Source organism: Novosphingobium sp. Chol11, assembly GCF_900218065.1.
In the GTDB taxonomy this organism is placed as follows: domain Bacteria; phylum Pseudomonadota; class Alphaproteobacteria; order Sphingomonadales; family Sphingomonadaceae; genus Sphingobium; species Sphingobium agri.
This window is the reverse complement of sequence record NZ_OBMU01000001.1, coordinates 1,775,519-1,800,586: the sequence shown is the minus strand read 5'-3', so window position 1 is coordinate 1,800,586 and position 25,068 is coordinate 1,775,519. Positions and strand designations below refer to the sequence as shown.

Sequence of the window (25,068 nt, the reverse complement as noted above, 5' to 3'; positions counted from 1 at the left end):
TGCAAGAAGGCCGCGTTCCTTGGCGAACGCGGCCTTCTTGGGCAAACGGATCAGGAGGTGCGCTTTGGCTTAGCCAGCATGCTCCGCAAGGACGGTCAGGCCCTTTTCATTGACCTCAGCAAAGCCGCCCTGGACGGGGATGACTTCGGGAGCCGAACCGGCCGAGGCGAAAATCTGGATCGCGCCGTCGCGGACGGTGGACATGAAGGGCGCGTGGCCCTCCAACACGCCGAAGTCGCCATCGGTGCCGGGGACGACGACCTGATAGACCTCTTCCGAGCGGACGAGCTTTTCCGGGGTCACGAGTTCGAAATGCAGTGCCATTTTCGCTTCCTTAGCCCCTCCCTTTCAAGGGAGGGGTTGGGGTGGGTCGATTGCGAAGCAATCGTTGCAACTTTTCGGGATAGGTCGAAGCTCGCGCCGCTCGCGGCCCACCCTTTAATCCCCTCCCGCTTGCGGGAGGGGGACATTGTGGAGCTTACGCCGCTTCGGCGGCCAGCTTCTTTGCCTTTTCGATGGCTTCGTCGATGCCGCCGACCATGTAGAAGGCGTTCTCGGGCAGATGGTCATATTCGCCTTCGACCACGGCCTTGAACGACTTCACCGTGTCTTCGATCTGGACGAACTTGCCCGAGATGCCGGTGAAGACTTCGGCGACGTGGAAGGGCTGCGACAGGAACTTCTGGATCTTGCGCGCGCGGGCGACGGTCAGCTTATCTTCTTCCGACAGCTCGTCCATGCCCAGGATCGCGATGATGTCCTGAAGCGACTTGTACTTCTGCAGGATCGCCTGAACCGCACGGGCGGTTTCATAGTGCTCCTGGCCAACGACGCGGGGTTCCAGAACGCGGCTGGTCGAGTCCAGCGGATCGACCGCCGGATAGATGCCGAGTTCCGAAATGGCGCGGTTGAGAACGGTGGTGGCGTCCAAGTGCGCGAACGAGGTCGCAGGCGCCGGGTCGGTCAAGTCGTCTGCGGGGACGTACACGGCCTGAACCGAGGTGATCGAACCCTTGTTGGTCGAGGTGATGCGCTCCTGCAGCGCGCCCATGTCGGTCGACAGGGTCGGCTGGTAACCCACGGCCGAAGGAATACGGCCGAGCAGAGCCGACACTTCCGCGCCCGCCTGGGTGAAGCGGAAGATGTTGTCGACGAAGAAGAGCACGTCCTGGCCTTCCTGGTCGCGGAAATATTCCGCGATGGTGAGGCCCGACAGAGCGACGCGAGCGCGGGCGCCCGGGGGCTCGTTCATCTGGCCATAAACCAGCGCCACCTTCGAACCTTCGCTGATCGCGTTGCCGTCGGCGTCCTTGGCGATAACGCCTGCGTCGAGGAATTCGTGATAGAGGTCGTTACCTTCGCGGGTACGCTCACCGACGCCCGCGAACACGGAGGTGCCGCCATGGCCCTTCGCGATGTTGTTGATCAGTTCCTGGATGAGCACGGTCTTGCCGACGCCCGCGCCGCCGAACAGGCCGATCTTGCCGCCCTTTGCGTAAGGGGCGAGAAGGTCGATGACCTTGATGCCGGTGACGAGGATCGACGCGTCGGTCGACTGGTCGACGAACTCAGGAGCCTTGGCGTGGATCGGGGCGGTGACGGTGGTGGCGACAGGGCCACGCTCGTCGATCGGCTCACCGACGACGTTCAGGATGCGGCCGAGCGTCGCCGGGCCGACGGGAACGCTGATCTGCGCGCCGGTGTCGGTGACTTCCTGACCGCGGGTCAGACCGTCGGTCGAGTCCATCGCGATGGTGCGGACGGTGTTTTCACCCAGATGCTGGGCGACTTCCAGAACAAGGCGGTTGCCGTTGTTGCTGGTTTCCAGCGCCGAGAGAATAGCGGGGAGCGCATCGGGGAAGGTCACGTCGACGACGGCGCCGATGACCTGCGAAATGCGGCCTACATTGTTGGTGGTTGCCATGACTGCTTCCTTGCGTGCGTGATCTTAGAGGGCTTCCGCGCCCGAGATGATTTCGACCAGTTCGGTGGTGATCGCCGCCTGACGGCTGCGGTTATACTGGATGGTCAGCTTGTTGATGAGGTCGCCGGCGTTGCGGGTCGCATTGTCCATGGCGGTCATCGATGCGCCCTGTTCGGACGCGTTGTTTTCCAGCAGCGCCTTGAAGATCTGTACCGTGACGTTGCGCGGCAACAGGTCGTCGAGGATCGCTTCCTCGCTCGGTTCATATTCCACCGTCGCGCCGATGGCGTTGCGGTCGGCATCGGCAGGGATCTTCACCGGGATGATCTGCTGTTCGGTCGGAATCTGCGCGAGCGCCGACTTGAACTGCGAGTAGAAGAGGTGCGCGACGTCGAACTTGCCGTTCAGATACATGTCGGTCAGTTCATGCGCGATTTCGGACGCCTGGTTGAAGCCGGGTTCCTTGACACCGGTGGTGTCGAACTGCGCGACGATCATGCCGGGGAAGGTGCGGTTGATCACCGGACGACCCTTGCGGCCGATCAGGTAGAAACGAACGGTCTTGCCCTGCGCGATCAGTTCGTCCGCCTTGGCGCGCGCAGCCTTGACGATGTTGGCGTTGAACGCGCCAGCAAGGCCACGGTCGGAGTTGGCGACGACCAGCAGATGAACGTCATCCTTGCCGGTGCCGGCGAGCAGCGGCGACGCGCCTTCGCCCGAACCGCCCGCGATCTTCGAGGCGAGGCTGGCGACCACGGCTTCTAGACGGCTGGAATAGGGACGCGCTGCTTCGGCGGCAGCCTGCGCCTTGCGCAGCTTGGCCGCGGCGACCATCTGCTTCGCCTTGGTGATCTTCTGGGTCGATTTCACCGACCCGATGCGGATCTTCAGTTCCTTGAGGCTGGCCATGACGAACCTTCTGTTCGTCATCCTGACGAAGGTCAGGATCTCGTGCCTCCAGGTTGAACCTTCGAGGCCTGAGATCCCAGCCTTCGCTGGGATGACGGATTATCCTTTACGCAAACGTCTTGCCGAAGCTGTCGAGCGCGGCCTTCAGCTTGCTCTTGGCGTCGTCGCCCAGATCCTTGCTGTCGCGGATCGCGGCGAGAACGTCGGCATGGTCGTGACGCAGATAGGCGAGCATCAGCTCTTCGTAGCGGGTCACGTCCTTGACGGCGACGTTGTCGAGATAGCCGTTGGTGCCGGCGAAGATCGACGCGGTCTGCTCTTCGAAGGGCAGCGGCGAGAACTGAGCCTGCTTCAGCAGTTCAGTGAGGCGCGCGCCACGGTTCAGCAGCTTCTGGGTCGAAGCGTCGAGGTCCGAACCGAACTGGGCGAACGCCGCCATTTCGCGGTACTGCGCCAGCTCCAGCTTGATCGAGCCCGAAACCTTCTTCATCGCCTTGGTCTGCGCGGCGGAACCGACGCGCGACACCGACAGGCCGACGTTAATGGCCGGACGGATGCCCTGGTAGAAGAGGTTGGTTTCGAGGAAGATCTGGCCGTCGGTGATCGAAATCACGTTGGTCGGAATATAGGCCGACACGTCGCCTGCCTGGGTTTCGATGATCGGCAGCGCGGTCAGCGAGCCGGCGCCATTGGCGTCGTTCATCTTGGCAGCGCGTTCCAGCAGGCGGCTGTGCAGATAGAAAACGTCGCCGGGATAAGCTTCGCGGCCCGGAGGACGACGCAGCAGCAGCGACATCTGACGATAGGCGACGGCCTGTTTGGAGAGGTCGTCATAGACGATCACGGCATGCATGCCGTTGTCGCGGAAGAATTCGCCCATGGTGACGCCGGTGTAGGGCGCCAGATACTGAAGCGGAGCGGGCTCCGAAGCGGTCGCGGCGACGACGATCGAATATTCCATCGCGCCATTTTCTTCGAGCTGCTTGACGATCTGCGCGACGGTCGAGCGCTTCTGGCCGACGGCGACGTAGATGCAGTAGAGCTTCTTGCTTTCGTCGCCGGAAGCGTTGACGCCCTTCTGGTTGATGAAGGTGTCGATCGCGACAGCGGTCTTGCCGGTCTGGCGGTCACCGATGATCAGCTCGCGCTGGCCACGGCCAACGGGGACGAGGGCGTCGATCGCCTTCAGGCCGGTCTGCACGGGCTCGTGCACCGACTTGCGGGGGATGATGCCCGGAGCCTTGACTTCAACGCGCTTGCGCTCGGTGTACTGGATCGGGCCCTTGCCATCGATCGGGTTGCCGAGGCCGTCGACCACGCGGCCGAGCAGGCCCTTGCCTACGGGAACGTCCACGATGGTGCCGGTACGCTTGACGGTGTCGCCCTCCTTGATCTCGGCGTCGGAGCCGAAGATCACGACGCCGACATTGTCGGCTTCGAGGTTGAGCGCCATGCCCTGCACGCCATTGGCGAACTCGACCATTTCGCCCGCCTGGACGTTGTCGAGGCCGTGGACGCGGGCAATGCCGTCACCCACGGTCAGCACGGAACCGACTTCGCTCACCTGCGCTTCGGTGCCGAAATTGGCGATCTGGTCCTTGATGACCTTCGAAATTTCTGCGGCGTTGATATCCATGTTCAGCCTTTCATCGCCTGGGCGAGACTATTCAAACGGGTGCGGATGGAGGAATCGATCATCTGGCTGCCGATCTTGACGACCAGCCCGCCCAGGATCGCGGGATCGACCTTTGCATCGAGCGCGACTTCGCGGCCGACGCGCGCCCGCAGATTCTGCTGCAGGGCGGTGACTTGGTTCGAATCGAGCGGATGTGCGCTGGTGACTTCCGCGCGGACTTCGCCCTTGTGATTCGAAAGAAGCGTTTCATAGGCGCGGATAACCGCGGGCAGCTGCGAGAGGCGGCGGTTAGCCGCCAGAACGCCCAGGAACTTGGTCGTCAGCGCGTCGATCCCCATGGAGGATGCGACCGCCGCGATCGTTTTGCCCGCTGCGTCGCGGCTGAGCACGGGATTATTGATCAGGCTCTTGAAATCAGCCGATTCGGCAATCGCCGCCTTGATCGCGCCGAGGCTGGCCGCCACGGTGTCGAGGGCGTTGCCGTCGCGAGCCAGATCGAACAGCGCAACCGCGTAGCGTCCGCTGAGGCTGGCCTGAATGCCGCCGGTAGTCTCCACGCGCTTACCGTCCTCCAATTGATTTGCCGGTCATGCAAAAAAGAGGGGCGCGGTCTATCCGTCCCGATCCCCTGTTGCCGGGCCGGTTAGCAGCGGGATTATGACTATGCAAGCCATGGAACGCGATTCCGTCACAAGGATGGAATCGAAGCGAATAAGCGGCGCGCTTTACCGCGCGGATCGCTTCAGTTCGCCGGGTCGGCCGGGGCGAGCCGTCCCTTGCGGCAGCGGTAGACGAGGCGCTCGTTGGGCTGGGCGGGCAGGAGTGCGCCAAGGTCGCTGCGCAGCGAGGCTATGCGGGCGAGGAGATCGGGATTGTTGCCGCACTCCTTGATCGGCCCATCCTTCAGCAGCGCGCGTGCCTTGTCCATCGTGTCGCCATCGGGCAGCCAGCGCTGGACGCGCAATGTGCCGGTTGCGGGGTCGAAGCGGCTCAGCGCGATGAAGTTGCCGCTTTCGGGGATGGTGGCGCGTTCCCAATCATTGCCGGCGGTCACATATTGGCTGTTGCCATTGGCGCAGCCGGACGCGGTCCAGTTGAAGGGGATGTCGTTCGCCTGCGATATGGTGACGCGGCTGCGATCGAGATCGATCGCGCAGATATTTTCGCCTTCCCACGCATAGGCGCTGTTGCCCGTGACCTGGTCGCTGGCGGCGAGCTTTACCCGGTCATCGATGCTGGAAAAGCTGGGCTTCAGGAAAAACAGCGCGAGCGCGCCGAACAGCAGCACGCCTCCGCCCGCGAGGAACCATGTGGCGCGGCGTTCGCGGCCCTGGCTGTAGAAAAGCCCGCCTGCGCCAAGGCCAAGCACTGCCAGCGCCAGCAGGACAGCCGCGCCCGCCATCGCATTTTCACGGCCGGAGATGACGTCGCGCTCGGCGGCGTCGCGGGCCTTGTCCAGTTCAGCTTCGCGGGCATCGGCCTTGGCGCGCTCGGATTGTTCGCTGCGCTGCGCCTCCCGCTGCGTCAGCATGGCTTCGGCAGCGTCCGCCTCCGCCATGGAGCGGCAGGGGACGACGGTATGGAGCGAGGACACGCCCGCCTGACGCAGGAAGGATGCCACTTCGCGCCAGGACACGGCAAATCCGAACTCCGCGTCATTGCCGTCCGAGATCGATCCGAAGCTGTTGACGCCGAGCACCCGGCCGCAATCATCCACCAAAGGCCCGCCGCTGTTCCCGGCAGCAAGGGGTGCGGTATGGAGGATCGTGTCGAAGCTCTGGCTGGAGCGGCCGGAGGACACATTGCCGCTGGTCTTTACGGTGCCGAGCGGTTCGATCATCTGCTTGAGACCAAGGCCCTGCGCGCGGTCGACATTGCCGGGATAGCCGATCGCCGTCACATGCTGCCCGTCGCTGACGGCGCCGCCGTAGAAGGTGCTCACCGGCAGGCGGCCTTCCTCCAGCTGGATGAGCGCGAGGTCGTTGCCGGGCGAATAGGCGATGACGCGGCCGCCATAGCTTTTGCGCCCTTCCGAAGGGATGACGCCGATGACGAGGTTCTTTTCCTCGCGCGTCAGTTCAACGACATGGGCGTTGGTCAGCACCTTGTCCGGCGCGACGGCAAAGCCGCTGCCATGGCCGACGAAATAGGCATCGCTGCCATCGGTCGCCACGATGGCGATGCGGACGACGCCGCGCGCGGCGGCGGCGATATCCTGCTGTTCCGCCCGCGCGGCGGCAGGCAAGGCAAGGGCCAGGAGGAGGCAGAGACGGCGAAGAAATGCGACCATGATGCGGCGCATTCATATGGTAAAGCCCGGCGGAGGCAATGGCAGAATTGCTTTGAGCGCAAGGCGCGGGAAGGCTGGCCCGATCGCGCCTGCTATCCCATATGGATGAACCAGATGACCGACCTTTCCGCCTCGACGCCGTTGGCGCTGAATGATGATGCCTGCTGGGACGCGTTCCTGCGGCGGGACCGGGCCATGGATGGGCGCTTCGTGGGCGCGGTGCTGACGACCGGCATCTACTGCAAGCCAAGTTGCGCGGCGCGGCATCCAAGGCGAGAGAATATGATCTTTCTTGCCGATCCGGCTGCGGCGCGGCAGGCTGGATTTCGGGCATGCCTGCGCTGTCTGCCGGATGAGGTCGGGCGGGACAGGGTCGCCGTGGAGGCGGCGAAAGCCTTCATCGCGGCTTCAGAGATAGCGCCCTCGCTGGAACAGGTCGCCGCGCATGCGGGCTATGCGCCGCATCATTTCCACCGGCTGTTCAAGCGGGAGACGGGGCTGACACCGGCCGCCTACGCTCGATCTCTGCGTGCGGAACGGCTGAAGGCGGCTCTGGAGGAAGAGGGCAGCGTCACCAGTGCGATTTATGAGGCGGGATATAATGCGCCCAGCCGCGCCTATGCCGATGCGGAGCGGCATCTGGGTATGAGCCCAAGCGCCTGGAAGGATGGCGGGCGGGGCGTCACGATCCGTTATGTGGTGATGGGATCCAGTTTGGGGCCTGTGTTGGTCGCGGCCACGGCCAAAGGGCTTTGTCGGGTCAGTTTCGATGAGGGCGAGGACGATTTGCGGCGACGCTTTCCCAAGGCGGAGATTCTGCCGGGCGAGGGAACGTTGAGCGCGCTGGCGGGGCAGGTGGTGCAATTGATTGAGGAGCCGGGGCGGCCGGTCGATGTGCCCATGGACGTGCGCGGCACCGCCTTTCAGCAGGCGGTGTGGAGCGCGCTGCGGGCGATACCGGCGGGTGAGACGCGCAGTTATGGGGAGATTGCCGCTGCCATCGGGAGGCCGGGTGCAGTACGTGCGGCTGGGACTGCTTGCGGGGATAATGGGCTGGCGGTGTTGATCCCCTGCCATCGCGTGTTGCGCGGCGATGGGAGCTTGGGTGGCTATGCCTATGGCGTGGAGCGGAAGAAGGTGCTGCTGGAGCGGGAAAGAGGAGTCGATTGAGGGGCGCTTTTGGGTGGTTAGCGGACATGCCGCTTCGGAGCGGTGCTATGAGAATAGCTAACGATCAGGCAGTATCGCTGTTCGATACACTCGGCGGAATACCAAATGCAAAAGTATGCCTGCCGGATCATCACATCTATCAATGCCTTCTCGATGTCCATCAAACCTTCCCAGCCTTCTTCCCGATAGCCAGGAGGCAGAGAGTTCGCGATGAGCCTCGGATTTTTCATCGCGGCAGACAGGATCATCAGTGATTGTGAAAACACGCGCACCCGCAATCGCCTCTCAGTGTCCGCCGAATTATAGGCAGCAGCATATCGACCATCCGGCGAGGTCAGCCATGTCTTCTCAATCTCCCTCAGGCTGTTGGCCCAGCTTAGGAGCGGTTCTTGAGTGAGGGTGTGTACCCGGTGATTGTGCGCCAATTCATTACGTATGTTTTTCAGAAGCTTGGCTTCATTCTGCAAAACAGGAGGCAACCAATCAAGACCCGCCGCAATTATTAGGCGCTGTGAGAATGTGCTAAGCGGGCCATTCGAGCCAAAGAAGTCGGCTACTTGCTTTTTCTCAATGTTCCACTGCTCAACGAAATTAGCCTTGAACGTGTCCTCCAAAAAAGAGCCAACGAGGATGCAAAATGTGCGAGTGTCACAATCTCGGGCATATTCGCCAAGGGCTTCAGCCTCATTGACCACCCGCTTCTCGAAATCGGAAAGCTTTCGCGCAATCCCATAACGGCGGGCCGTATCTTCGCGTATGAAATTACGCGCTGCTATACGGTCGATTTCCTCGATTTTCACGTCGTCCACAAACCACCCCTAATTGCCCCATGGTGGCGACAGGCCATACTTCATTCTGATCATAAACAATGTTCATTGTTGCGGATGCACCGATCCAGCGCAAACGGCAAAAACTGGTCGTGAAAAGTCATCGCCCATTGCGTTCGTCACGCGATCGCTTCAGCCGCTCCATGATCGCTTGCCGCTGCGCCTTGCTCATGCCGCGCCAGCGCGCGATTTCTTCGGTTGTGCGGCCGCAGCCGGTGCAGGTGCGGCCTGCTTTGTCCAGCTTGCAGATGTTGACGCAGGGACTTTCCATAAGCGCTTAGGCCATCACATGAAGCTGTAGGGGTCGACATCCACGGCGACGCGCGTCCCTGACTTCCAGGTGATGTTGTCCAGCCACTCCCGGATTGCCGACTGCACATCGATCTGGCGGCTGGCGTGGATCAGCAGGCGGTGGCGATGGCGGCCTCGCAGGACGGAGAGGGGCGCGGGCGCGGGGCCGTAGACGCGCATGCCGTCGATCGGCGGGGCGGACTTGCCGATCAGGCGGGCAACCTGGGCGGCTTCATCGGCATCCTCGCTGGAGATGATGATGGCGGCGAAGCGGCCGAAGGGCGGGGCGTTGGCGCGGCGGCGGTTCTCCGTCTCCACTTCGTAGAAGCGTTCCGAATCGCCCGCGATCAGCGCCTTGATGACTTCGGCTTCGGGCATGCGGGTCTGGATGAAGACGCGGCCGGGCTTTTGCCCACGGCCCGCGCGGCCAGCGACCTGGACGATCTGTTGAAAAGTGCGCTCGGATGCGCGCAGGTCGCCGCCTTCAAGGCCAAGGTCGGCATCGATAACGCCCACCAGCGTGAGGTTGGGGAAGTGATAGCCCTTCGTCACCAGTTGCGTGCCGATGATGATGTCGACCGCGCCTGCCTCCACAGACTTCACGAACTCGGCGGCCTTGGCTGGCGACCAGAGCGTGTCCGAGGTCACAATGGCGGTGCGCGCCTGTGGCCAGAGCGCCTTCACCTCGTCCGCGATGCGTTCGACGCCGGGGCCGCAGGCGACCAGGCTGTCCTCTTCCTTGCATTCCGGGCAGAAGCGGGGCGAGGGGATGACGTGACCGCAATGATGGCAGGCGAGGCGCTTGGTCAGGCGATGTTCGACCATCCAGGCGGTGCAATTGGGGCATTGGAAACGATAGCCGCAATGGCGGCACAGCGTCAGCGGCGCATAGCCCCGGCGATTGAGGAAGAGGAGGCTCTGTTCGCCCTTCTCCATCGTCTCGTCGATCGCCTTGATAAGGGGCGGGGCGATCCAGCGGCCGCGTTCCGGCGGGTCGGTGAGGAGGTTGATTCCCTCTATGCCAGGCATTTCCGCGCCGCCGAAGCGGGCGGGCAGCTTGATCTCGCGATAGCGGCCAAGTTCGACCTGATGCCGCGTTTCGATGGCGGGCGTGGCTGACGCGAGGATGACGGGGAATTTTTCCATGAGCCCGCGCATCACGGCGACGTCCCGGGCGTGGTAATGGACGCCGTCCTCCTGCTTGAAACTGGCCTCATGCGCTTCATCGACGACGATGAGGCCGAGATTGGGATAGGGCAGAAACAGGGCGGAGCGGGCACCGACGACGACTGCTGCCTCACCCGAAGCGATGGCGCGCCATGCGCGGCGGCGTTCGGATTGGCGCAGGCCGCTGTGCCAGCTGATGGGCACCGTGCCGAAGCGCTTTTCGAACCGTTCGAGGAAAGGCTCGGTCAGCGCGATCTCGGGCAGGAGGACGAGGACCTGGCGGCCTTCGCGAATGGCGGCGGCGATGGCTTCGAAATAGACTTCCGTCTTGCCCGAGCCGGTGACGCCGTCGAGCAGGAAGGGGGCGAAGTCGCGTTGTCGGACGGCATTCACGAACTCGGTTGCGGCGCTGGCCTGACCGTCGGATAGCTGCGGCGGCGCATGATCCGGGTCGGGGCGGGGGAAGGGGGTATCGATGCTGACTTCCACCGCTTCGAACGCGCCTGCCTTCACGAGGCCACGGATGACGGCATCGCTGACTCCGCCGATCAGCGCCAGTTCGCGGATCAGGCCCTGCCGCTCGCCGATGCGCTCCATCGCCTGGGCGCGCTGTTCGGTCATGCGATCGGGCAGGTCGCCGGTGGCGCGATATTCGATGACGGTGCGTGCGCCCTCCAGCGCCGACATGGACGCCAGCGTCATGCGCAGCACCGATGCGATGGGCGCGAGATAATAGTCCGCCGTCCACTCGATCAGGCGGCGGAGGGTTTCGGGGATCGGAGGCGCGTCGACTGGTCCCACGATGTTGCGCAGGCGGTTGTCGCCGACGCTTTCGACATCGGGGAAGCTATCCTCTTCCCACACCACGCCGATAAGCTGACGGGGGCCGAGCGGGGCGACGATGATGCTGCCGGGCTGCACGGTCATGCCGTGCGGCACGCGATAGTCGAGCGGCCCAAGGGCAGCGTTCAGCAGGATGACACGGGCGCGCGAACTCATCCGCCTCTCCCTATCGCCTCAAGGGCGGGAGGCAAGGCGGCGCGTTCAGATTTTCCAGCTGAGGGTGAGCCAGGGGATATGGGCGACGGCGTCGGGTGCGTTGTCGCGGAAGGTCTGTTGCCGCATGTAGAGCAGCTGCGCGTCCAGCGATCTGCCGAGTGGCTGGCGCAGGCCGACCTGCTGGCGCATGACGGCAAGGCCGGTCTTGTCGCTGGGCTTCGCGCGGTTCAAGTGGAAGAAGAACTCCGTCGCGGCGATGAGCGTAGGGGCCTTTGATGAGCCGAGGGGAATGGACGCCTGAACCCTCTGACGGAGCCGCCAGCTTGGCCGGTCGGCCGTGTCGAAGAAGCGTTGCTCCATCCGGGTGCGGGCGAGGAAGATGCCGCGCGTGAAGGTGGCCTGCTGGAACAGGCGCAGCTCCTGTTCCGGTTCGGAGTGGAAGAAGGCGATGCCGCCGCCGATCTGGACGCCCCTGGCTATGCGATGGTCGATGAGGATGCGGGCCGTCTGCTGCTCTCCATTGGAGCTTTCGCGGCGGAAACGCTGACTGAGGTCGAGCGTGATCGTGTCGGCTGGGGTGGCTGTAACGACCAGGGATTCGGTGATCCAGGCTTGCGACTCTTCGGTGGCAGCAGCGGTGGGCGTGGCGCAGGCCGCAGCCAACGGGAGAAGCGCGCCCTTGATGTGGTGCGGGCGCATATGGCGGTGCATTGATCGGTCCTTTGGAAAGGTGCCGCCGTCATAATGTTACGGAGCTGTTTCCGTAAAGCCTGCCGCTGGCAATAATGGCTAAAGGCGGGATCAGCCGCTAAAGGGGAGCCGATTCGCACATCCCGCCCGGAGCAGACCCCATGAAGTTCTTCGTCGATACCGCCGACACCAACGAAATCCGCGACCTGGCCGCCACTGGCCTGCTGGACGGTGTCACCACCAACCCGTCGCTGATCCACAAGTCGGGCCGCAAGTTCGTGGAAGTGGTCGAGGAAATCTGCGCCATCGTCGACGGCCCCGTCTCCGCCGAAGTCGTCGCTCTCGACCATGAGACGATGATGAAGGAAGCCGCCGTGCTGCGGAAGATCGCGGACAATGTCTGCATCAAGGTGCCGCTGACGATCGACGGCCTCAAGACCTGCAAGGCGCTGACCAGCGAGGGCGTACAAGTGAACGTGACGCTGTGTTTCTCCGCCAACCAGGCGCTGCTGGCGGCGAAGGCGGGCGCGACCTTCATTTCCCCCTTTGTCGGGCGGCATGATGACAATGGCTTCGACGGCATGAAGCTGATCGAGGACATTCGCCTCATCTACGACAATTATGCGTTCGACACGGAAATTTTGGTGGCAAGCGTGCGCCACCCGATCCATGTGCTGGAAAGCGCGAAGATCGGCGCGGACGTAATGACGGCGCCGCCTTCGGTCATCAAGGCGCTGTTCAACCATGTGCTGACCGACAAGGGCATCGCGGGGTTCCTGGCGGACTGGGAGAAGACCGGGCAGTCGGTTCTCTGATCCTGGTATCAATCTCTGGAAGCTAGGCAAAAAACCCGTTCGCCCTGAGCCTGTCGAAGGGCTCTTCCTTGTTGGAAAAGTAAGAGGCTTCGACAAGCTCAGCCCGAACGGAGGGGAGGCGCGCCAAGGGGGCGCAACCTCTGACCCGCTGCGTCATTCTCTCCCTGAAGGAGAGGTGCGATGTTCGTCGCGGTTTACTGGTGGCGGGTGCATCCCGGAAAGGAAGATCAGTTCCGCGCGGCATGGCGGCGGGGAACTGACCTGATCCGGGAGAAATATGGCAGCTACGGATCGCGGCTCCATCGCGACGCGGATGGGCGCTTCGTCGGCTATGCGGAATGGCCGGACGAAGAGACCTGGCGCGCGGCGTTCGACCGGAAGATGGTCTATGACGAGCCGGAAACCCGCGCCGCCTTTGTCGATGCGATCGCTGAAGTGCCAGCGGACGCCGACCCGATCTTCACCATGACGGTGACCGACGACCTGCTGATGCGGGCGCGGCCGGACGACAGTCCGCTCGATGGCGAATAGGAACGACCTTGATTTCGGCTGGGGCTTCCTGGCCGCCGCGATCCTGATCGCCGGGTTGCTGATGCTGCTGCTGGGCTGGCGCTTGTAGGGAGTATGGCGACCCCGACAGGATTCGAACCTGTGACCATTCGCTTAGAAGGCGAATGCTCTATCCAGCTGAGCTACGGGGCCGCATTGGCGCTTCGATAGCCGGGCTTGTGCCTGCGCGCAATCATGCCTGCCATTGCAATTGCGCGGCAGGCCGATATGCAGGGGCCCCATGACCGATTTGGGGGTTCAGAAAATCGATGCGCAGGCGCTTCGCGAGCGGCCGATGCGCTATTTCGATTTCTTCATCGCGGCGTTCGTCGCCATATTGTTGCTGTCGAACCTGATCGGAGCGGCCAAGCTGTCCACCGTGGGCGGCTTTACATTCGGTGCTGGCATCCTTTTCTTTCCGCTCGGCTATGTGCTGGGCGACGTGCTTACGGAAGTCTATGGCTATGCCCGTGCCCGCCGATGCGTGTGGGCGGGCTTTGGCGCGATGCTGTTCATGGCGCTGATGAGCTGGGTGGTGGTGAAGCTGCCGCCTGCGGAAGGCTGGCCGGACCAGGCAGCTTATGAGGCGGTGTTCGGCAATACCTGGCGCATCGTCTTTGCGTCGCTTGCGGCATTCTGGGCAGGGGAGTTGGCCAACAGCTTCGTGCTGGCCAAGATGAAGCTGCTGACACAGGGCAGGCATTTGTGGATGCGGACGATCGGATCGACGATCGTCGGGCAGGGGGTGGATAGTTTGCTCTTCTATCCGCTGGCCTTTTTCGGGGAATGGAGCAATGCGCAGGTGCTGACCGTGATGGTCACCAACTGGCTGATGAAGGTGACATGGGAAGCGGTGCTGACGCCTTTGACCTATGTTGTGGTGAACAGCCTGAAGCGCGCCGAGGGGCTGGACGTCTATGATGAGGGGACGGATTTCACGCCATTTCGGACGAAGCTTTAGGGGGCTGGAGATCCCAGCTTTCGCTGGGATGACGAGATTTTAGTAGGCCGCTCTCACGAAATACAGGCCATCGGGGGGCGCGTTGAGGCCTAGAGCCGCGCGGTCCTTCGCATCGCGGGCGGCGCGCATGTCGTCGACCGACCAACGGCCCATGCCGACCAGCGCGAGACAGCCGACCATCGAGCGGACCTGATGGTGGAGGAAGGAGCGCGCTTCGGCATGGACGGCGATCCGGTCGCCTGTCCGTGCCACGTCGAGGCGATCGAGCGATTTGAGCGGGCTTTCGGCCTGGCAATGAGCGGAGCGGAAGGTGGTGAAGTCGTGGCGGCCGACGAGGAGCTGGGCGGCTTCCTGCATGGCGTCCGCGTCGAGCGGCTGGATGACGCGCCAGCACAGGCCATCCTCGAAGGTCAGCGGCGCGCGGCGGTTGGCTATGCGATAGACATAGGCGCGGCCGACGCAGGAAAAGCGGGCGTGCCAATCATCGGGCACCACTTCGCAGGCGAGGATCGCGACCGGATTCGGCCGCAGGCGTGCGTTCATCGCTTCCATCAGGCGGAAGGGGGCGATCGGCTTGTCGATGTCGGCATGGGCGCGCATGGCAAGAGCATGGACGCCTGCATCAGTGCGCCCGGCGGCGTGGATGACTGCGCGCTCGCCGGTGATGGCTTGGATGGCATCCTCCAACGCCTGCTGGACGCTGGGGCCATGCGATTGCCGTTGCCAACCCATGAAGGGGCGGCCGTCAAATTCCACGGTGAAAGCGAAGCGGGTCATGGGCAGGGTGGCGCGATCTCAATCCTCTCATGCGTCATCCCAGCGGAAGCTGGGATCTCGCGAGAGGGAGTGCCACATGGCCGGAGATCCCAGCTTCCGCTGGGATGACGGGGTGGAGGCGAGATGACGTTAGCCATCGACGCGCGACCCAGCGGGCATGTCATATCCACGGAGCAGTTCGCCCGGAGACATGGCGCCCTTGCCTGCGCGCTGGATGAGGGCGGGACGGATCGCGCCGTGACCGCAGCCGATGAGCAGACTATTGTCGAGCAGCTCACCGGGCTGGCCGTTATGATCCTCGATATGGGCCGCGAGGATGCGGAAACGTTCGCCGCGATATTCCATGAACGCGCCTGGCGCCGGATTGAATGCGCGTATTTGCCGTTCGACCTGATGTGCATCACGAGTGAAGTCGATGCGGGCTTCGCTCTTGTCGATCTTCGCCGCATAGGTGACGCCATCATCCGGTTGCGGGACAGGGGGGTGTGCGGGGAGGTCGTCCAGTACCTCCACCATCAGTTCCGCGCCTGCCTGCGCCAGTTCGGCAGTGAGGGTGCCCGCCGTCTTGTCTTCGATCGGGGTCACATGTTTTGCGCGCATCGGGCCGGTGTCGAGGCCAGCCTCCATGTCCATGATCGTGACGCCGGTTACATTGTCGCCTGAGAGGATTGCCCGCTGGATGGGAGCTGCGCCGCGCCAGCGGGGCAAGAGCGACGCGTGGATGTTGAGGCAGCCAAAGCGGGGCGCATTCAGCACGGCGCGCGGCAGGATAAGCCCATAGGCGGCCACCACAGCGACATCGGCGTTCAACGCGGCGAAGGCGGATTGCACCTCCGGGTCCTTGAGCGAGACGGGCGTGCGCACCTCTATGCCCATCTGCTCTGCCTGGGCCTGAACCGGGGAGGGGCGCAGCGCCTTTCCGCGCCCGGCGGGACGGGGCGGCTGGCTGTAGACCGCAACGACCTCGTGCCCAGCCTTGGCCAGCGCGACGAGGGCGGGGACGGCGAAATCCGGGGTTCCCATGTAGATGATGCGCATAGTGGCCTCTCAACTCTTTTGACCCCGGACTTGCAAGCCCCTATCTCGGTTCCATGGCTTCTTCAGAGATCGATGCGCTGACGCAGGCGCTATCCCGCCTGCCAGGCCTTGGCCCGCGTTCGGCGCGGCGCGCTGTGCTGCATTTGCTGAAGAAGCGGGAAAGCGCGCTCGAACCGCTGCTGCGCGCGCTCGATGCGGTGAACGATCGGCTTGTGACCTGCGGCATTTGCGGCAATGTCGACACGGTCGACCCTTGCGGCATTTGCGCGGACCCGCGCCGCGACGCGCGGGCGATGTGTGTGGTGGAGGATGTCGCCGACCTGTGGGCGCTGGACAAGTCGCGGCTGTTTCCGGGCCGATTCCATGTGCTGGGCGGTCGATTGTCGGCGCTGGAGGGAGTGCGGCCGGAGGACCTTTCCATCGACGCGCTGATCGCGCGGGTGGAGGCGGGCGGCATCGACGAGGTGGTGCTGGCCATGAACGCGACGCTGGAGGGGCAGACGACGGCGCATTATCTGGCAGAGCGGCTGGAGCGCTTTCCAGTGCGGCTGACGCAGCTGGCCCATGGGGTGCCGGTGGGCGGCGAGCTTGATTATCTGGACGAGGGGACTTTGGCACAGGCGCTGCGGGCACGGCGTCCCGTTTCGTGAGCTTGGCGGTCGCTTGAAAAAGCCCGCCATTGCGGCTATTTTAACCACATGGCCATTCTTCCGATCCTTGAGGCGCCCGATCCGCGCCTGCGTACCATTTCGTCTCCGGTGGAGGCGATCGACGACGATCTGCAGCGCCTGATCGACGACATGTTCGAGACCATGTACGACGCCCCCGGCATCGGCCTGGCTGCGATCCAGGTCGGCGTACCCAAGCGCGTGCTGGTGATCGATTTGCAGGAGCCCGAATCGGACGAGGAGGGGGCGCCTTCGGTGAAAAAGCCGATGGTGTTCATCAATCCCGAGATTCTGGAAGGCTCGGCGGACCTGTCGGTTTACAATGAGGGTTGCCTGTCGGTGCCTGACCAATATGCCGAGGTCGAGCGCCCCGCGACGATCCGGGCGAGCTGGATGGACCGGGACGGGCGCATCCATGAGGAACAGCTTGAGGGTCTGCTGGCAACCTGCCTGCAACATGAGATGGATCATTTGCAGGGCGTGCTGTTCATAGATCATCTGTCGCGGCTGAAGCGCGACATGCTGCTGAAGAAGCTGACGAAGGCCCGCAAGGCGGCTTGATACGCCCTTGAAAGGTTGCGGAAGCGCTCTGGTCGGAAGGCTGGAGCGCTTTTTCTGTTGATATATTGATGACCTTCAGCTCACTTTCCCCTCCCGCAAGCGGGAGGGGCTAGGGGTGGGCGCGAGCGCAGCGAGCTCCCCGGCCAGCCGTTGACAACTAACTCGGACGTTGCGCCAGCCCACCCCCTGACCCCTCCCGCCTGCGGGAGGGGGGATGAATGCGGGGCACTCAAGCCAACCGATCCTCTACCCTACGCCATCCGTATCCAGCGCATAGCCCGCCGATCGGACCGTGCGGATGATGTCGCGATATTTGCCATCAGCGTTGATTGCCTTGCGCAGGCGGCGGATGTGGACGTCGACGGTGCGCAGTTCGATATCGCTGTCCTGACCCCATACGCTATCTAGCAGGCGTTCGCGGGAGAAGACCCAGCCGGGATGCTCCAGGAAATGCTTGAGCAGGCGGAATTCGGTGGGGCCGAGCGGGATCACCTGGCCACCGCGCCGGACCTTGTGACCGACCGTGTCCATTTCCACGTCCGCGAAAGTCAGCGTCTCGCCCGCAAGCGCCGGGCGGACGCGGCGAAGGACGGCGCCGACGCGGGCGACCAGTTCGCGGGGAGAGAAAGGCTTAGTGACATAGTCGTCCGCGCCGGTTTCGAGGCCGCGCACACGGTCTTCTTCCTCGCCGCGCGCGGTGAGCATGATGATGGGGACATTGGCGGTCCCGTTCATGCGGCGCAGGCGGCGGCAGACTTCGATGCCTGACAGGCTTTCGACCATCCAGTCGAGCAGGACGATGTCGGGCACATTCTCCTGCGCGAGCAGCAGCGCTTCCTCGCCATCGACGGTGTGCGCGACGTCGAAATCCTCGCGCTTGAAATGCCAGATCAGAAGTTCTGCGAGGGCCGCGTCATCTTCAACCAGAAGCATCTTGGCTCTCGCCATATTCAGTCCTCCAGGGGCTGGGTGCCGCCGCGCTCGCGCTCCGGCAGGGTCTGGCCGGTCGCGGCGTAGTAGACCATCTCGGCGACATTGGTCGCGTGGTCACCGATCCGTTCGATATTCTTGGCGACGAACAGCAGGTGCGCGCACTCGCTGATCGTCTTGGGATTTTCGACCATGAAGGTGACGAGCGTGCGGAAGACGCTATTGTAGAAGTCGTCCACGACCGTGTCGCGCTCGATGACAGCGAGCGCGAGATCTGCGTCACGCGCGGCGAAGGCATTGAGGGCGTCATGCACCATTTCAGCCGCGACTTGACCCATGGATGGAAGCAGCGAGACCGGCTCCAGCGTGCGCTGGTTGGCGGCAATCAGCGGCACGCGCTTGGCGATATTCTTGGCATAGTCGCCGATGCGCTCCACCACGCCGACGATTTTCAGCGCGGCGATCACGTCGCGCAGGTCGTTTGCCATGGGCGCGCGCAGGGCGATGACCTGGATCACCAGCTTTTCGACTTCGGCCTCGATCGCGTCGATGCGCTTGTCGTCGGCGACGACCTGGGCCGCGAGCGACTTGTCCTGACGCTGGAGCGCCAGCATCGCGTTCTCGATAGCGGCTTCCGCGCGCCCCCCCATTTCCGCGATGAGGCCGCGCAGCTTGTCGATTTCCTCGTCGAAAGCCTTGATCGTATGTTCAGCCATGTCTCGTCTCCCCCGGTTCAGCCGTAGCGTCCGGTGATATAGTCCTTGGTCCGCTCCTGACGCGGATTGGTGAAGATGTCCGATGTCACGCCATATTCGACCAGTTCGCCCAGGTGGAAAAAGGCGGTGCGCTGCGACACGCGGGCGGCCTGTTGCATGTTATGGGTGACGATGACGATCGCGTAACGGCCGCGCAGTTCGTGGATCAGTTCCTCGATCTTTGCAGTGGCGATCGGGTCGAGCGCCGAACAGGGCTCGTCCATCAGGATGACTTCGGGTTCGACGGCGATGGCGCGGCCGATGCAGAGACGCTGCTGCTGCCCGCCCGAAAGCGCGGTGCCGCTATCGTGCAGTCGATCCTTCACCTCGTCCCACAGGCCCGCGCGGCGCAGCGACTTTTCGACGATTACGTCGAGGTCCGCCTTGCCATGGGCGAGGCCGTGGATGCGGGGGCCGTAGGCGATATTCTCGTAGATCGACTTGGGGAAGGGATTGGGCTTCTGAAAGACCATGCCGACCCGGGCGCGCAGCTGCACCACGTCCATCGACGGGGCGTAGATATCCTCGCCATCGAGCGTGATCGTGCCTTCGACCCGCGCCGAAGCGACGGTGTCGTTCATGCGGTTGAGTGTCCGCAGGAAGGTCGACTTGCCGCAGCCCGACGGGCCGATGAACGCGGTCACATTGTCCATGTCGACGTCGATCGAGACGCCCTTGATCGCCTGCTTTTCGCCGTAGAAGACCTTCACGTCGCGCGCGGTCATCTTGGTTTCGGTGGCGGGCACCAGTGTTTGCGGTTCGTGCATCATTGTTACCACCGTTTTTCGAACTTGTTGCGCAGGTAGATGGCGAGGCCGTTCATCGCGAGCAGGAAGACCAGCAGAACGATGATGGCGGCGGAGGTCTTTTCGACAAAGCCCTTCGAGACTTCGTCCGACCAGAGGAAGATCTGCACCGGGAGAACCGTTGCAGGGTCGGTGATCCCGCCCGGCGGCGTCGCGATGAAGGCGCGCATGCCGATCATGAGCAGCGGCGCGGTTTCGCCAAGCGCACGGGCCATGCCGATGATCGTGCCGGTGAGGATGCCGGGCAGGGCGAGCGGCAGGACGTGGTGGAAGACCACCTGGACCGGGCTTGCGCCGATGCCGAGCGCCGCGTCGCGGATGCTGGGCGGCACCGACTTGATGGCGTTACGGCCCGCGATGACGATGACCGGCATGGTCATGAGCGCCAGCGTCATGCCGCCGACCAGTGCGGCCGAGCGCGGCAGATGGAGAAAGTTCAGGAAGATCGACAGCCCCAACAGGCCGAAGATGATCGAGGGAACGGCCGCGAGATTGTTGATCGACACTTCGATAATGTCGGTCAGCCAGTTCTTGCGCGCATATTCCTCCAGATAGACGGCGGTCGCGACGCCGATCGGGAAGCTCAGCACCAGCGTCACCAGCATGGTGAGCAGCGATCCCTTGAACGCGCCCCAGATGCCGACGCGCGTCGGATCCGTACCGTCGCTGCCGGTCAGGAAGCCGCTGTTGAAGCTGGTCGACAGCAGCCCCGCCTTTTCGAGGCGGTCCACTGCGGCTTCCGCTTCCGCCGTGCCGTCACTCTTGGCGGCCAGATCGATTCCGGTCGAAGCGGGCAGGCGCAGGGTCTCCGTGCGGCCGAGAATATCGGGGTCGGCCTTGATCGCATCGCGAACCACGGTCCATGCGGCAGGCGACACCCATTCTTCGGCATCCGGGCCAAGCGCCTTCTTCACAGCCTCCCCCGTCACCATCGGCAGATTGGCGTTGGCAAGCGCTTCGTCCGTGATCGCGGAGGGATCAAGCAGGATGGGAGAGGCCGGGAAGTCGATCTTCACGGCGATTTCCGTCTGGCTGAAGCCGCGCAATCCATTGCCGAGCATGCTGAAGAGCAGGAAGGCGAGGAAGGCGGCTGACAGCGCCACGGCGAGAAGGCCGGCAGCCTTGAAGCGGCGTTCCGACGCATAGCGGCGGGCGATCCGCTTGCGCATTGCGTCCGACTTCCAGTCGGTGGGGAGGCGTTCGCTGTTCACAATATTGACCCCGTTCGCCCTGAGCCTGTCGAAGGGCTCTTCAGTTCTGGACGAGAAGTGAAGGGCTTCGACAAGCTCAGCCCGAACGGATGACGGATATGAAGGCTCATTCGTAAGCCTCGCGATATTTCTTCACGACCCGCAGGGCCACGATGTTGAGCAGCAGGGTCACGACGAAGAGGACAAGGCCAAGGGCGAAGGCCGCCAGCGTCTTTGCGCTGTCGAATTCCTGGTCCCCGGTCAGCAGCTGCACGATCTGGGTCGTGACGGTGGTCACGCTCGCGAAGGGGTTCAAGGTGAGGTTTGCCGCCAGGCCCGCAGCCATGACAACGATCATCGTCTCGCCGATCGCGCGGCTGACGGCGAGCAGCACGCCGCCGACGACCCCGGGAAGGGCGGCGGGGATCAGCACGCGGCGGATCGTCTCGCTGGTGGTCGCGCCCATGGCAAGGCTGCCGTCGCGCATGGATTGGGGTACGGCGGCGATGCTGTCGTCCGCCATGGAGGATACGAACGGGATGATCATCACGCCCATGACGAGGCCAGCGGCAAGCGCGCTTTCCGACGAGGCACCCTGAATGCCGATCGCCACGGCGAGGTCGCGCAATGCGGGGGCAACTGTCAGCGCCGCGAAATAGCCGTAGACGACAGTCGGAACGCCCGCGAGCACTTCAAGGATGGGCTTCATCCATTTGCGGACGGTGGGGCTGGCATATTGGGTGAGATAGACCGCGCTCATCAGGCCGAGCGGGATAGCAACGACCATGGCGATGATCGCGCCGATGAAGATGGTGCCCCAGAATAGCGGGACGGCGCCGAAGGCATCATCATTGCCATAGCCCATCGCCGCAGACTGCGGACTCCATTTGGTGCCGAAGAGGAAATCGACGGGGTTTACCATCGAGAAGAAGCGGAGGCTCTGCCACAGCAGCGATACGACGATGCCAAGGGTGGTGACGATCGCCAGAAGGGAGGCGATGAGCAATACGGCCATCACGAGCCTTTCAACCCGCGTGCGTGCCCGGAAATCAGGCCGCACGCGGGTGAAGGCGTAGGCGCCCCCGGCAAAGGCCAGCACCAGCGCCAGCGCTGCGCCGGCCATGCCATATTTGGCGAGCGCGTCACTATAGGGTTGGACGAGGCCCTGCGAGAGCGGGTTGAATGCTCCCGCCTGCGATCCCACCGCGATTGCCCGCGCTTCGCCCAATATCGCGGAGCGCGAGAAATCATCGGCTGGCAGGCCCTGCGCGGCCGGGCTGTGCAGCACATCCTGGGTAACGAGCCCAGGCGCGATGTTCGCCCAGATGGCGAGGAATATCGCCGCCGGGACAAGCGTCCACAGCGCGACATACCAGCCATGATAACCCGGCAGGCTATGCACGGCATCGCGGCGGCCCGAGGCGCGCGCGGCGGTTTGCAGCCGCAGTGCGCGCGCCCGGGCGCTGACCCAGGCGATCGCGCCAAGGCCCGCCAGCAGCAGGAGGATTGCAGGACCTGTCATGTCTTCCGCTTACTTGAGCTGCGAACCGTCGAGAACAGTCAGCGACTTGACCGCTTCCGCGCTCGCCTTGCGCACATCATCAGGCGCGGCGACCATGCCACGCTTCGTCAGCGCGCCACCTGGACCCCAGTTGGCGGCGAAGCTGTTGAGGAAAGCCTGAAGACCTGGGATAGCGGTCATGTGCGCTTTCTTCACATAGATGTAGAGAGGACGCGCGCCGGGATATTTGCCGGTGGATACGGTTTCATAGGTGGCTTCGACACCGTTGAGCGAAACGTCCTTCAGCTTGTCCTTGTTTTCCTCAAGATAACTGAAGCCGAACACGCCAAGCGCATTGGGATTGGCGGCGAGCTTCTGGACGATCAGATTGTCGTTTTCGCCCGAATCCACATATTTGCCATCTTCACGGACGCGGGTGCAGGTCGCCTTGAACTCGTCCTCGCTCTTTTCCTTGAGCGTCTTCATGGCAGGATCCGTTTCGCAGCCCTTGGTCAGCACCAGTTCGGCGAGCGAGTCGCGCGTGCCGCTGGTTGATGGCGGGCCGAAGACGCTGATGGCGGTCGCGGGAAGGCTCGGATCGACGTCCTTCCAGGTTTCGGCCTTGTTCGGACCCTTGCCATAGGGGTTCGCGGCAAGCGCTTCATAGACGATCTTGGGCGTCAGCTTGAAGCCGGGTCCGGCCTTCGATTCAGCGAAGGCGAGGCCGTCGACGCCGACCTGGATTTCGATGATGTCCTTGACGCCATTCTTCTGGCAATCCTCGAACTCGGCCTTCTTCATGCGGCGCGAGGCGTTGGCGATGTCAGGATATTGTGCACCGACGCCAGCGCAGAACAGCTTCACGCCGCCACCGGTGCCGGTCGATTCGATGATCGGCGACTTCATGCCGGAATTGCCCTGCACGAACATCTCGGCGACGGCGGTTGCGAAGGGGTAGACGGTGGATGAGCCAACCGCGCGGATCTGGTCGCGCGTTGCGCTGCCGCCGCCAGATTCGCCGCAACCGGCGAGGGTGAGAGCGGCTGCTGCGGTAGCAGCCATCAGAGCGAAATGCTTCACGGATAGTCTCCTTGATCAAGGCCGCGATTCGCAATCGCCGCCCCCCTGCGGGCGCCTTAGCCGCGGTAAGTCGCGCCTTTGTGACAATCCAATTGCACTTTTATGACATAGCCACCGGTCTGCCCACCGGATCGCAGATTTTCTTTCAAAGCCTGGACGCCGACATCTTCTCTTCAAGGGGCATTGGAGGCAGCAGCACGGTGATCGTCGTCCCTTTGCCGGGCGTGCTCGTGATATCGAGCCTGCCACGGTGCCGTTCCACAATATGTTTGACGATGGCGAGGCCCAGGCCCGTGCCGCCCACGGCGCGGCTGCGGCCCGAGTCCACGCGGTAGAAGCGTTCGGTGAGCCGGGGGAGGTGATCGAGGCCGATGCCTTCGCCTTCGTCCGCGACCATCAGGCGGGTCATGCCGCTTGGTCCTGCGGCCAGGCTCACGCGGATCGGCGTGCCCGCCTTGCCATATTTGACCGAGTTGCCGATCAGGTTGTGCAAAAGCTGCGACAACTGCGGCCGGTCTCCGGCGACTTCCGGCAGGCCGGGGGTGACGTCCAGTTCCACCTCCCGGCCCCGCTCGCCATGGCTTGTTCGGAAGACTCCCACTACTTCAGCCGCCAACGACCCCAGATCGACCGGGCTGTCAGGCGCCCGATATTTTTCCGCTTCGATCCGGGAGAGGGAAATGAGATCGTCGATCAGCCGCTGCATCCGGCGCGCTTCGCCATCCATGATCTTCAGGAAGCGCTGCCGGGTATCATTGTCGCGGCCAAGGTCGGGGTCGCCGAGCGTCTCGATAAAGCCCAATATGCCCGCGAGCGGGGTGCGCAGTTCGTGGCTGGCATTGGCCACGAAATCGACGCGCATCTTTTCCGCCGCATAGGCGCCACTATGGTCGGCGAGATGGACGAGCCGGCGGATATCACCTTCAGCGCCGAGCGGCGCGATGCGCATCTGCCAGCGCTGATCGCGTGTCCCAAGGCCGACGAGGTCGAGCATCATGGCCTCCGACATGGGAGCGAGGCTCGCAAGCCGTTCGGCTGCCGCGGGATGCCGGATGGCTATGCGGGCGTCCTCACCTTCGATATGTGCGCCCAGCAAGCGTTGGGCGGCGCGATTGGCGCGTACGATCCGGCCGCGCTCGATCAGCATCAGCGGGTCGGTGATCGCCTCCATGAGGTCGGCAAAGTCCGGATGATCGGCGATATTGGCCGCTTGTTCGGCCGGAGAAGGCGGGACCGGTTCGAGCGGCGTTCCCTGCGCCGTGATAAGGAGGACGGCGATACCCGCAAGTACCGGGAGAGCTATGGCCCACAGGGGGGCGCCCATCAGCAATGTCGATCCGGTAGCCAGGAACAGCATGGCCAGCGAGGCGATGATCTGGGAAATGCTCAGTCGATTCATGGTTACCGTGCTGGATTATTGGCTGCTTTGCTGCAATGGCTGGCGCAATAGCGTGGATTCTTTACGCTTTGGCAAGCGCGATAGCGGATCAGGATGATATGACAGAGCCATCGTCCGGACAGCATCTTTCCGATT

The 25,068-nt window shown here is 63.4% G+C and carries 25 protein-coding genes and 1 tRNA gene; 6 read left to right on the top strand and 20 right to left on the bottom strand.

All coding sequences use genetic code 11. From position 1 onward, the window contains the following. Nucleotides 1–69 precede the first annotated feature (69 nt). The 6 genes from NCHOL11_RS09030 to NCHOL11_RS09005 all read right to left on the bottom strand — a co-directional run bounded on the left by NCHOL11_RS09030 (nt 70) and on the right by NCHOL11_RS09005 (nt 6,759). Nucleotides 70–324, bottom strand: a complete 255-nt coding sequence (locus tag NCHOL11_RS09030; RefSeq protein WP_066524624.1) for an ATP synthase F1 subunit epsilon — start codon at nt 322–324, stop codon at nt 70–72. A gap of 154 nt (nt 325–478) precedes the next feature. Next, nucleotides 479–1,924 carry a F0F1 ATP synthase subunit beta gene (gene atpD, locus NCHOL11_RS09025; protein WP_097092011.1) on the bottom strand — a complete coding sequence of 482 codons (1,446 nt, stop codon included), beginning with the start codon at nt 1,922–1,924 and terminating at the stop codon, nt 479–481. 24 nt (nt 1,925–1,948) lie between these two features. Beyond that, nucleotides 1,949–2,833 carry a F0F1 ATP synthase subunit gamma gene (locus NCHOL11_RS09020; RefSeq protein ID WP_097092010.1) on the bottom strand — a complete coding sequence of 295 codons (885 nt, stop codon included), beginning with the start codon at nt 2,831–2,833 and terminating at the stop codon, nt 1,949–1,951. A 106-nt stretch (nt 2,834–2,939) separates the two neighbouring features. Beyond that, complete coding sequence (gene atpA / locus NCHOL11_RS09015) at nt 2,940–4,469, bottom strand: F0F1 ATP synthase subunit alpha (protein WP_097092009.1); 1,530 nt, start codon at nt 4,467–4,469, stop codon at nt 2,940–2,942. Nucleotides 4,470–4,471: 2 nt separating this feature from the next. Further along, nucleotides 4,472–5,026 carry a F0F1 ATP synthase subunit delta gene (locus tag NCHOL11_RS09010; protein WP_097092851.1) on the bottom strand — a complete coding sequence of 185 codons (555 nt, stop codon included), beginning with the start codon at nt 5,024–5,026 and terminating at the stop codon, nt 4,472–4,474. A gap of 185 nt (nt 5,027–5,211) precedes the next feature. After that, nucleotides 5,212–6,759: a S1C family serine protease gene (locus tag NCHOL11_RS09005; protein ID WP_097092850.1), complete on the bottom strand. Its 1,548-nt coding sequence runs from the start codon at nt 6,757–6,759 to the stop codon at nt 5,212–5,214. Nucleotides 6,760–6,864: 105 nt separating this feature from the next. Here NCHOL11_RS09005 and ada point away from each other — a divergent pair, with 105 nt between their 5' ends. After that, nucleotides 6,865–7,929: a bifunctional DNA-binding transcriptional regulator/O6-methylguanine-DNA methyltransferase Ada gene (ada, locus tag NCHOL11_RS09000; RefSeq protein WP_097092008.1), complete on the top strand. Its 1,065-nt coding sequence runs from the start codon at nt 6,865–6,867 to the stop codon at nt 7,927–7,929. Nucleotides 7,930–7,946: 17 nt separating this feature from the next. Here ada and NCHOL11_RS08995 read toward each other — a convergent pair whose 3' ends face one another. The 4 genes from NCHOL11_RS08995 to NCHOL11_RS08980 all read right to left on the bottom strand — a co-directional run bounded on the left by NCHOL11_RS08995 (nt 7,947) and on the right by NCHOL11_RS08980 (nt 11,924). Beyond that, nucleotides 7,947–8,738 (bottom strand): hypothetical protein, encoded by a 792-nt coding sequence (locus NCHOL11_RS08995; protein ID WP_097092007.1) that lies wholly within the window; start codon nt 8,736–8,738, stop codon nt 7,947–7,949. Between the two features lie 118 nt (nt 8,739–8,856). Next, entirely contained in the window at nt 8,857–9,027 is a 171-nt protein-coding gene (locus NCHOL11_RS08990; protein ID WP_176502209.1) for a DUF1289 domain-containing protein, read from the bottom strand. A 14-nt stretch (nt 9,028–9,041) separates the two neighbouring features. Continuing rightward, nucleotides 9,042–11,213 carry a primosomal protein N' gene (locus NCHOL11_RS08985; protein WP_097092006.1) on the bottom strand — a complete coding sequence of 724 codons (2,172 nt, stop codon included), beginning with the start codon at nt 11,211–11,213 and terminating at the stop codon, nt 9,042–9,044. A gap of 45 nt (nt 11,214–11,258) precedes the next feature. Then, nucleotides 11,259–11,924: a DUF2490 domain-containing protein gene (locus tag NCHOL11_RS08980; RefSeq protein ID WP_097092005.1), complete on the bottom strand. Its 666-nt coding sequence runs from the start codon at nt 11,922–11,924 to the stop codon at nt 11,259–11,261. A 140-nt stretch (nt 11,925–12,064) separates the two neighbouring features. Between NCHOL11_RS08980 and fsa the strand changes: the two genes are divergently transcribed. Both fsa and NCHOL11_RS08970 read left to right on the top strand, forming a co-directional pair. Next, a complete protein-coding gene (gene fsa, locus NCHOL11_RS08975) occupies nt 12,065–12,718 on the top strand; it encodes a fructose-6-phosphate aldolase (protein WP_097092004.1) in 654 nt (217 codons plus the stop codon). Between the two features lie 180 nt (nt 12,719–12,898). Then, nucleotides 12,899–13,249, top strand: coding sequence for an antibiotic biosynthesis monooxygenase family protein (locus tag NCHOL11_RS08970; protein WP_097092003.1), 351 nt, complete (start codon nt 12,899–12,901; stop codon nt 13,247–13,249). Nucleotides 13,250–13,343: 94 nt separating this feature from the next. Here NCHOL11_RS08970 and NCHOL11_RS08965 read toward each other — a convergent pair. Continuing rightward, a tRNA-Arg gene (locus NCHOL11_RS08965) sits at nt 13,344–13,420 on the bottom strand. Nucleotides 13,421–13,508: 88 nt separating this feature from the next. On the opposite strand from NCHOL11_RS08965, the gene NCHOL11_RS08960 reads away from it, so the two are divergent. Then, nucleotides 13,509–14,228 (top strand): queuosine precursor transporter, encoded by a 720-nt coding sequence (locus NCHOL11_RS08960; protein ID WP_097092002.1) that lies wholly within the window; start codon nt 13,509–13,511, stop codon nt 14,226–14,228. Between the two features lie 39 nt (nt 14,229–14,267). Here NCHOL11_RS08960 and truA read toward each other — a convergent pair whose 3' ends face one another. Continuing rightward, nucleotides 14,268–15,005, bottom strand: a complete 738-nt coding sequence (gene truA / locus NCHOL11_RS08955) for a tRNA pseudouridine(38-40) synthase TruA (RefSeq protein WP_097092001.1) — start codon at nt 15,003–15,005, stop codon at nt 14,268–14,270. 129 nt (nt 15,006–15,134) lie between these two features. Next, entirely contained in the window at nt 15,135–16,043 is a 909-nt protein-coding gene (fmt, locus tag NCHOL11_RS08950; RefSeq protein WP_097092000.1) for a methionyl-tRNA formyltransferase, read from the bottom strand. Between the two features lie 53 nt (nt 16,044–16,096). Between fmt and recR the strand changes: the two genes are divergently transcribed. Together recR and def are read left to right on the top strand one after the other, a co-directional pair. After that, entirely contained in the window at nt 16,097–16,693 is a 597-nt protein-coding gene (gene recR / locus NCHOL11_RS08945; RefSeq protein ID WP_097091999.1) for a recombination mediator RecR, read from the top strand. A gap of 48 nt (nt 16,694–16,741) precedes the next feature. Continuing rightward, complete coding sequence (def, locus tag NCHOL11_RS08940; RefSeq protein ID WP_097091998.1) at nt 16,742–17,272, top strand: peptide deformylase; 531 nt, start codon at nt 16,742–16,744, stop codon at nt 17,270–17,272. 246 nt (nt 17,273–17,518) lie between these two features. On the opposite strand, the gene phoB is transcribed toward def, so the two are convergent. From phoB to NCHOL11_RS08905, 7 genes are all read right to left on the bottom strand, one after another. After that, a complete protein-coding gene (gene phoB / locus NCHOL11_RS08935) occupies nt 17,519–18,220 on the bottom strand; it encodes a phosphate regulon transcriptional regulator PhoB (RefSeq protein ID WP_097091997.1) in 702 nt (233 codons plus the stop codon). Nucleotides 18,221–18,222: 2 nt separating this feature from the next. After that, complete coding sequence (gene phoU / locus NCHOL11_RS08930) at nt 18,223–18,918, bottom strand: phosphate signaling complex protein PhoU (RefSeq protein ID WP_097091996.1); 696 nt, start codon at nt 18,916–18,918, stop codon at nt 18,223–18,225. 17 nt (nt 18,919–18,935) lie between these two features. Further along, complete coding sequence (pstB, locus tag NCHOL11_RS08925) at nt 18,936–19,724, bottom strand: phosphate ABC transporter ATP-binding protein PstB (protein WP_028055672.1); 789 nt, start codon at nt 19,722–19,724, stop codon at nt 18,936–18,938. A gap of 5 nt (nt 19,725–19,729) precedes the next feature. Continuing rightward, nucleotides 19,730–20,974, bottom strand: a complete 1,245-nt coding sequence (gene pstA / locus NCHOL11_RS08920) for a phosphate ABC transporter permease PstA (protein WP_097091995.1) — start codon at nt 20,972–20,974, stop codon at nt 19,730–19,732. 106 nt (nt 20,975–21,080) lie between these two features. Further along, nucleotides 21,081–22,475 carry a phosphate ABC transporter permease subunit PstC gene (gene pstC, locus NCHOL11_RS08915; RefSeq protein WP_097091994.1) on the bottom strand — a complete coding sequence of 465 codons (1,395 nt, stop codon included), beginning with the start codon at nt 22,473–22,475 and terminating at the stop codon, nt 21,081–21,083. Between the two features lie 9 nt (nt 22,476–22,484). Further along, nucleotides 22,485–23,534, bottom strand: coding sequence for a substrate-binding domain-containing protein (locus NCHOL11_RS08910; RefSeq protein ID WP_097091993.1), 1,050 nt, complete (start codon nt 23,532–23,534; stop codon nt 22,485–22,487). A gap of 145 nt (nt 23,535–23,679) precedes the next feature. Further along, nucleotides 23,680–24,933, bottom strand: a complete 1,254-nt coding sequence (locus NCHOL11_RS08905; protein ID WP_097091992.1) for an ATP-binding protein — start codon at nt 24,931–24,933, stop codon at nt 23,680–23,682. Nucleotides 24,934–25,068: the final 135 nt, after the last annotated feature.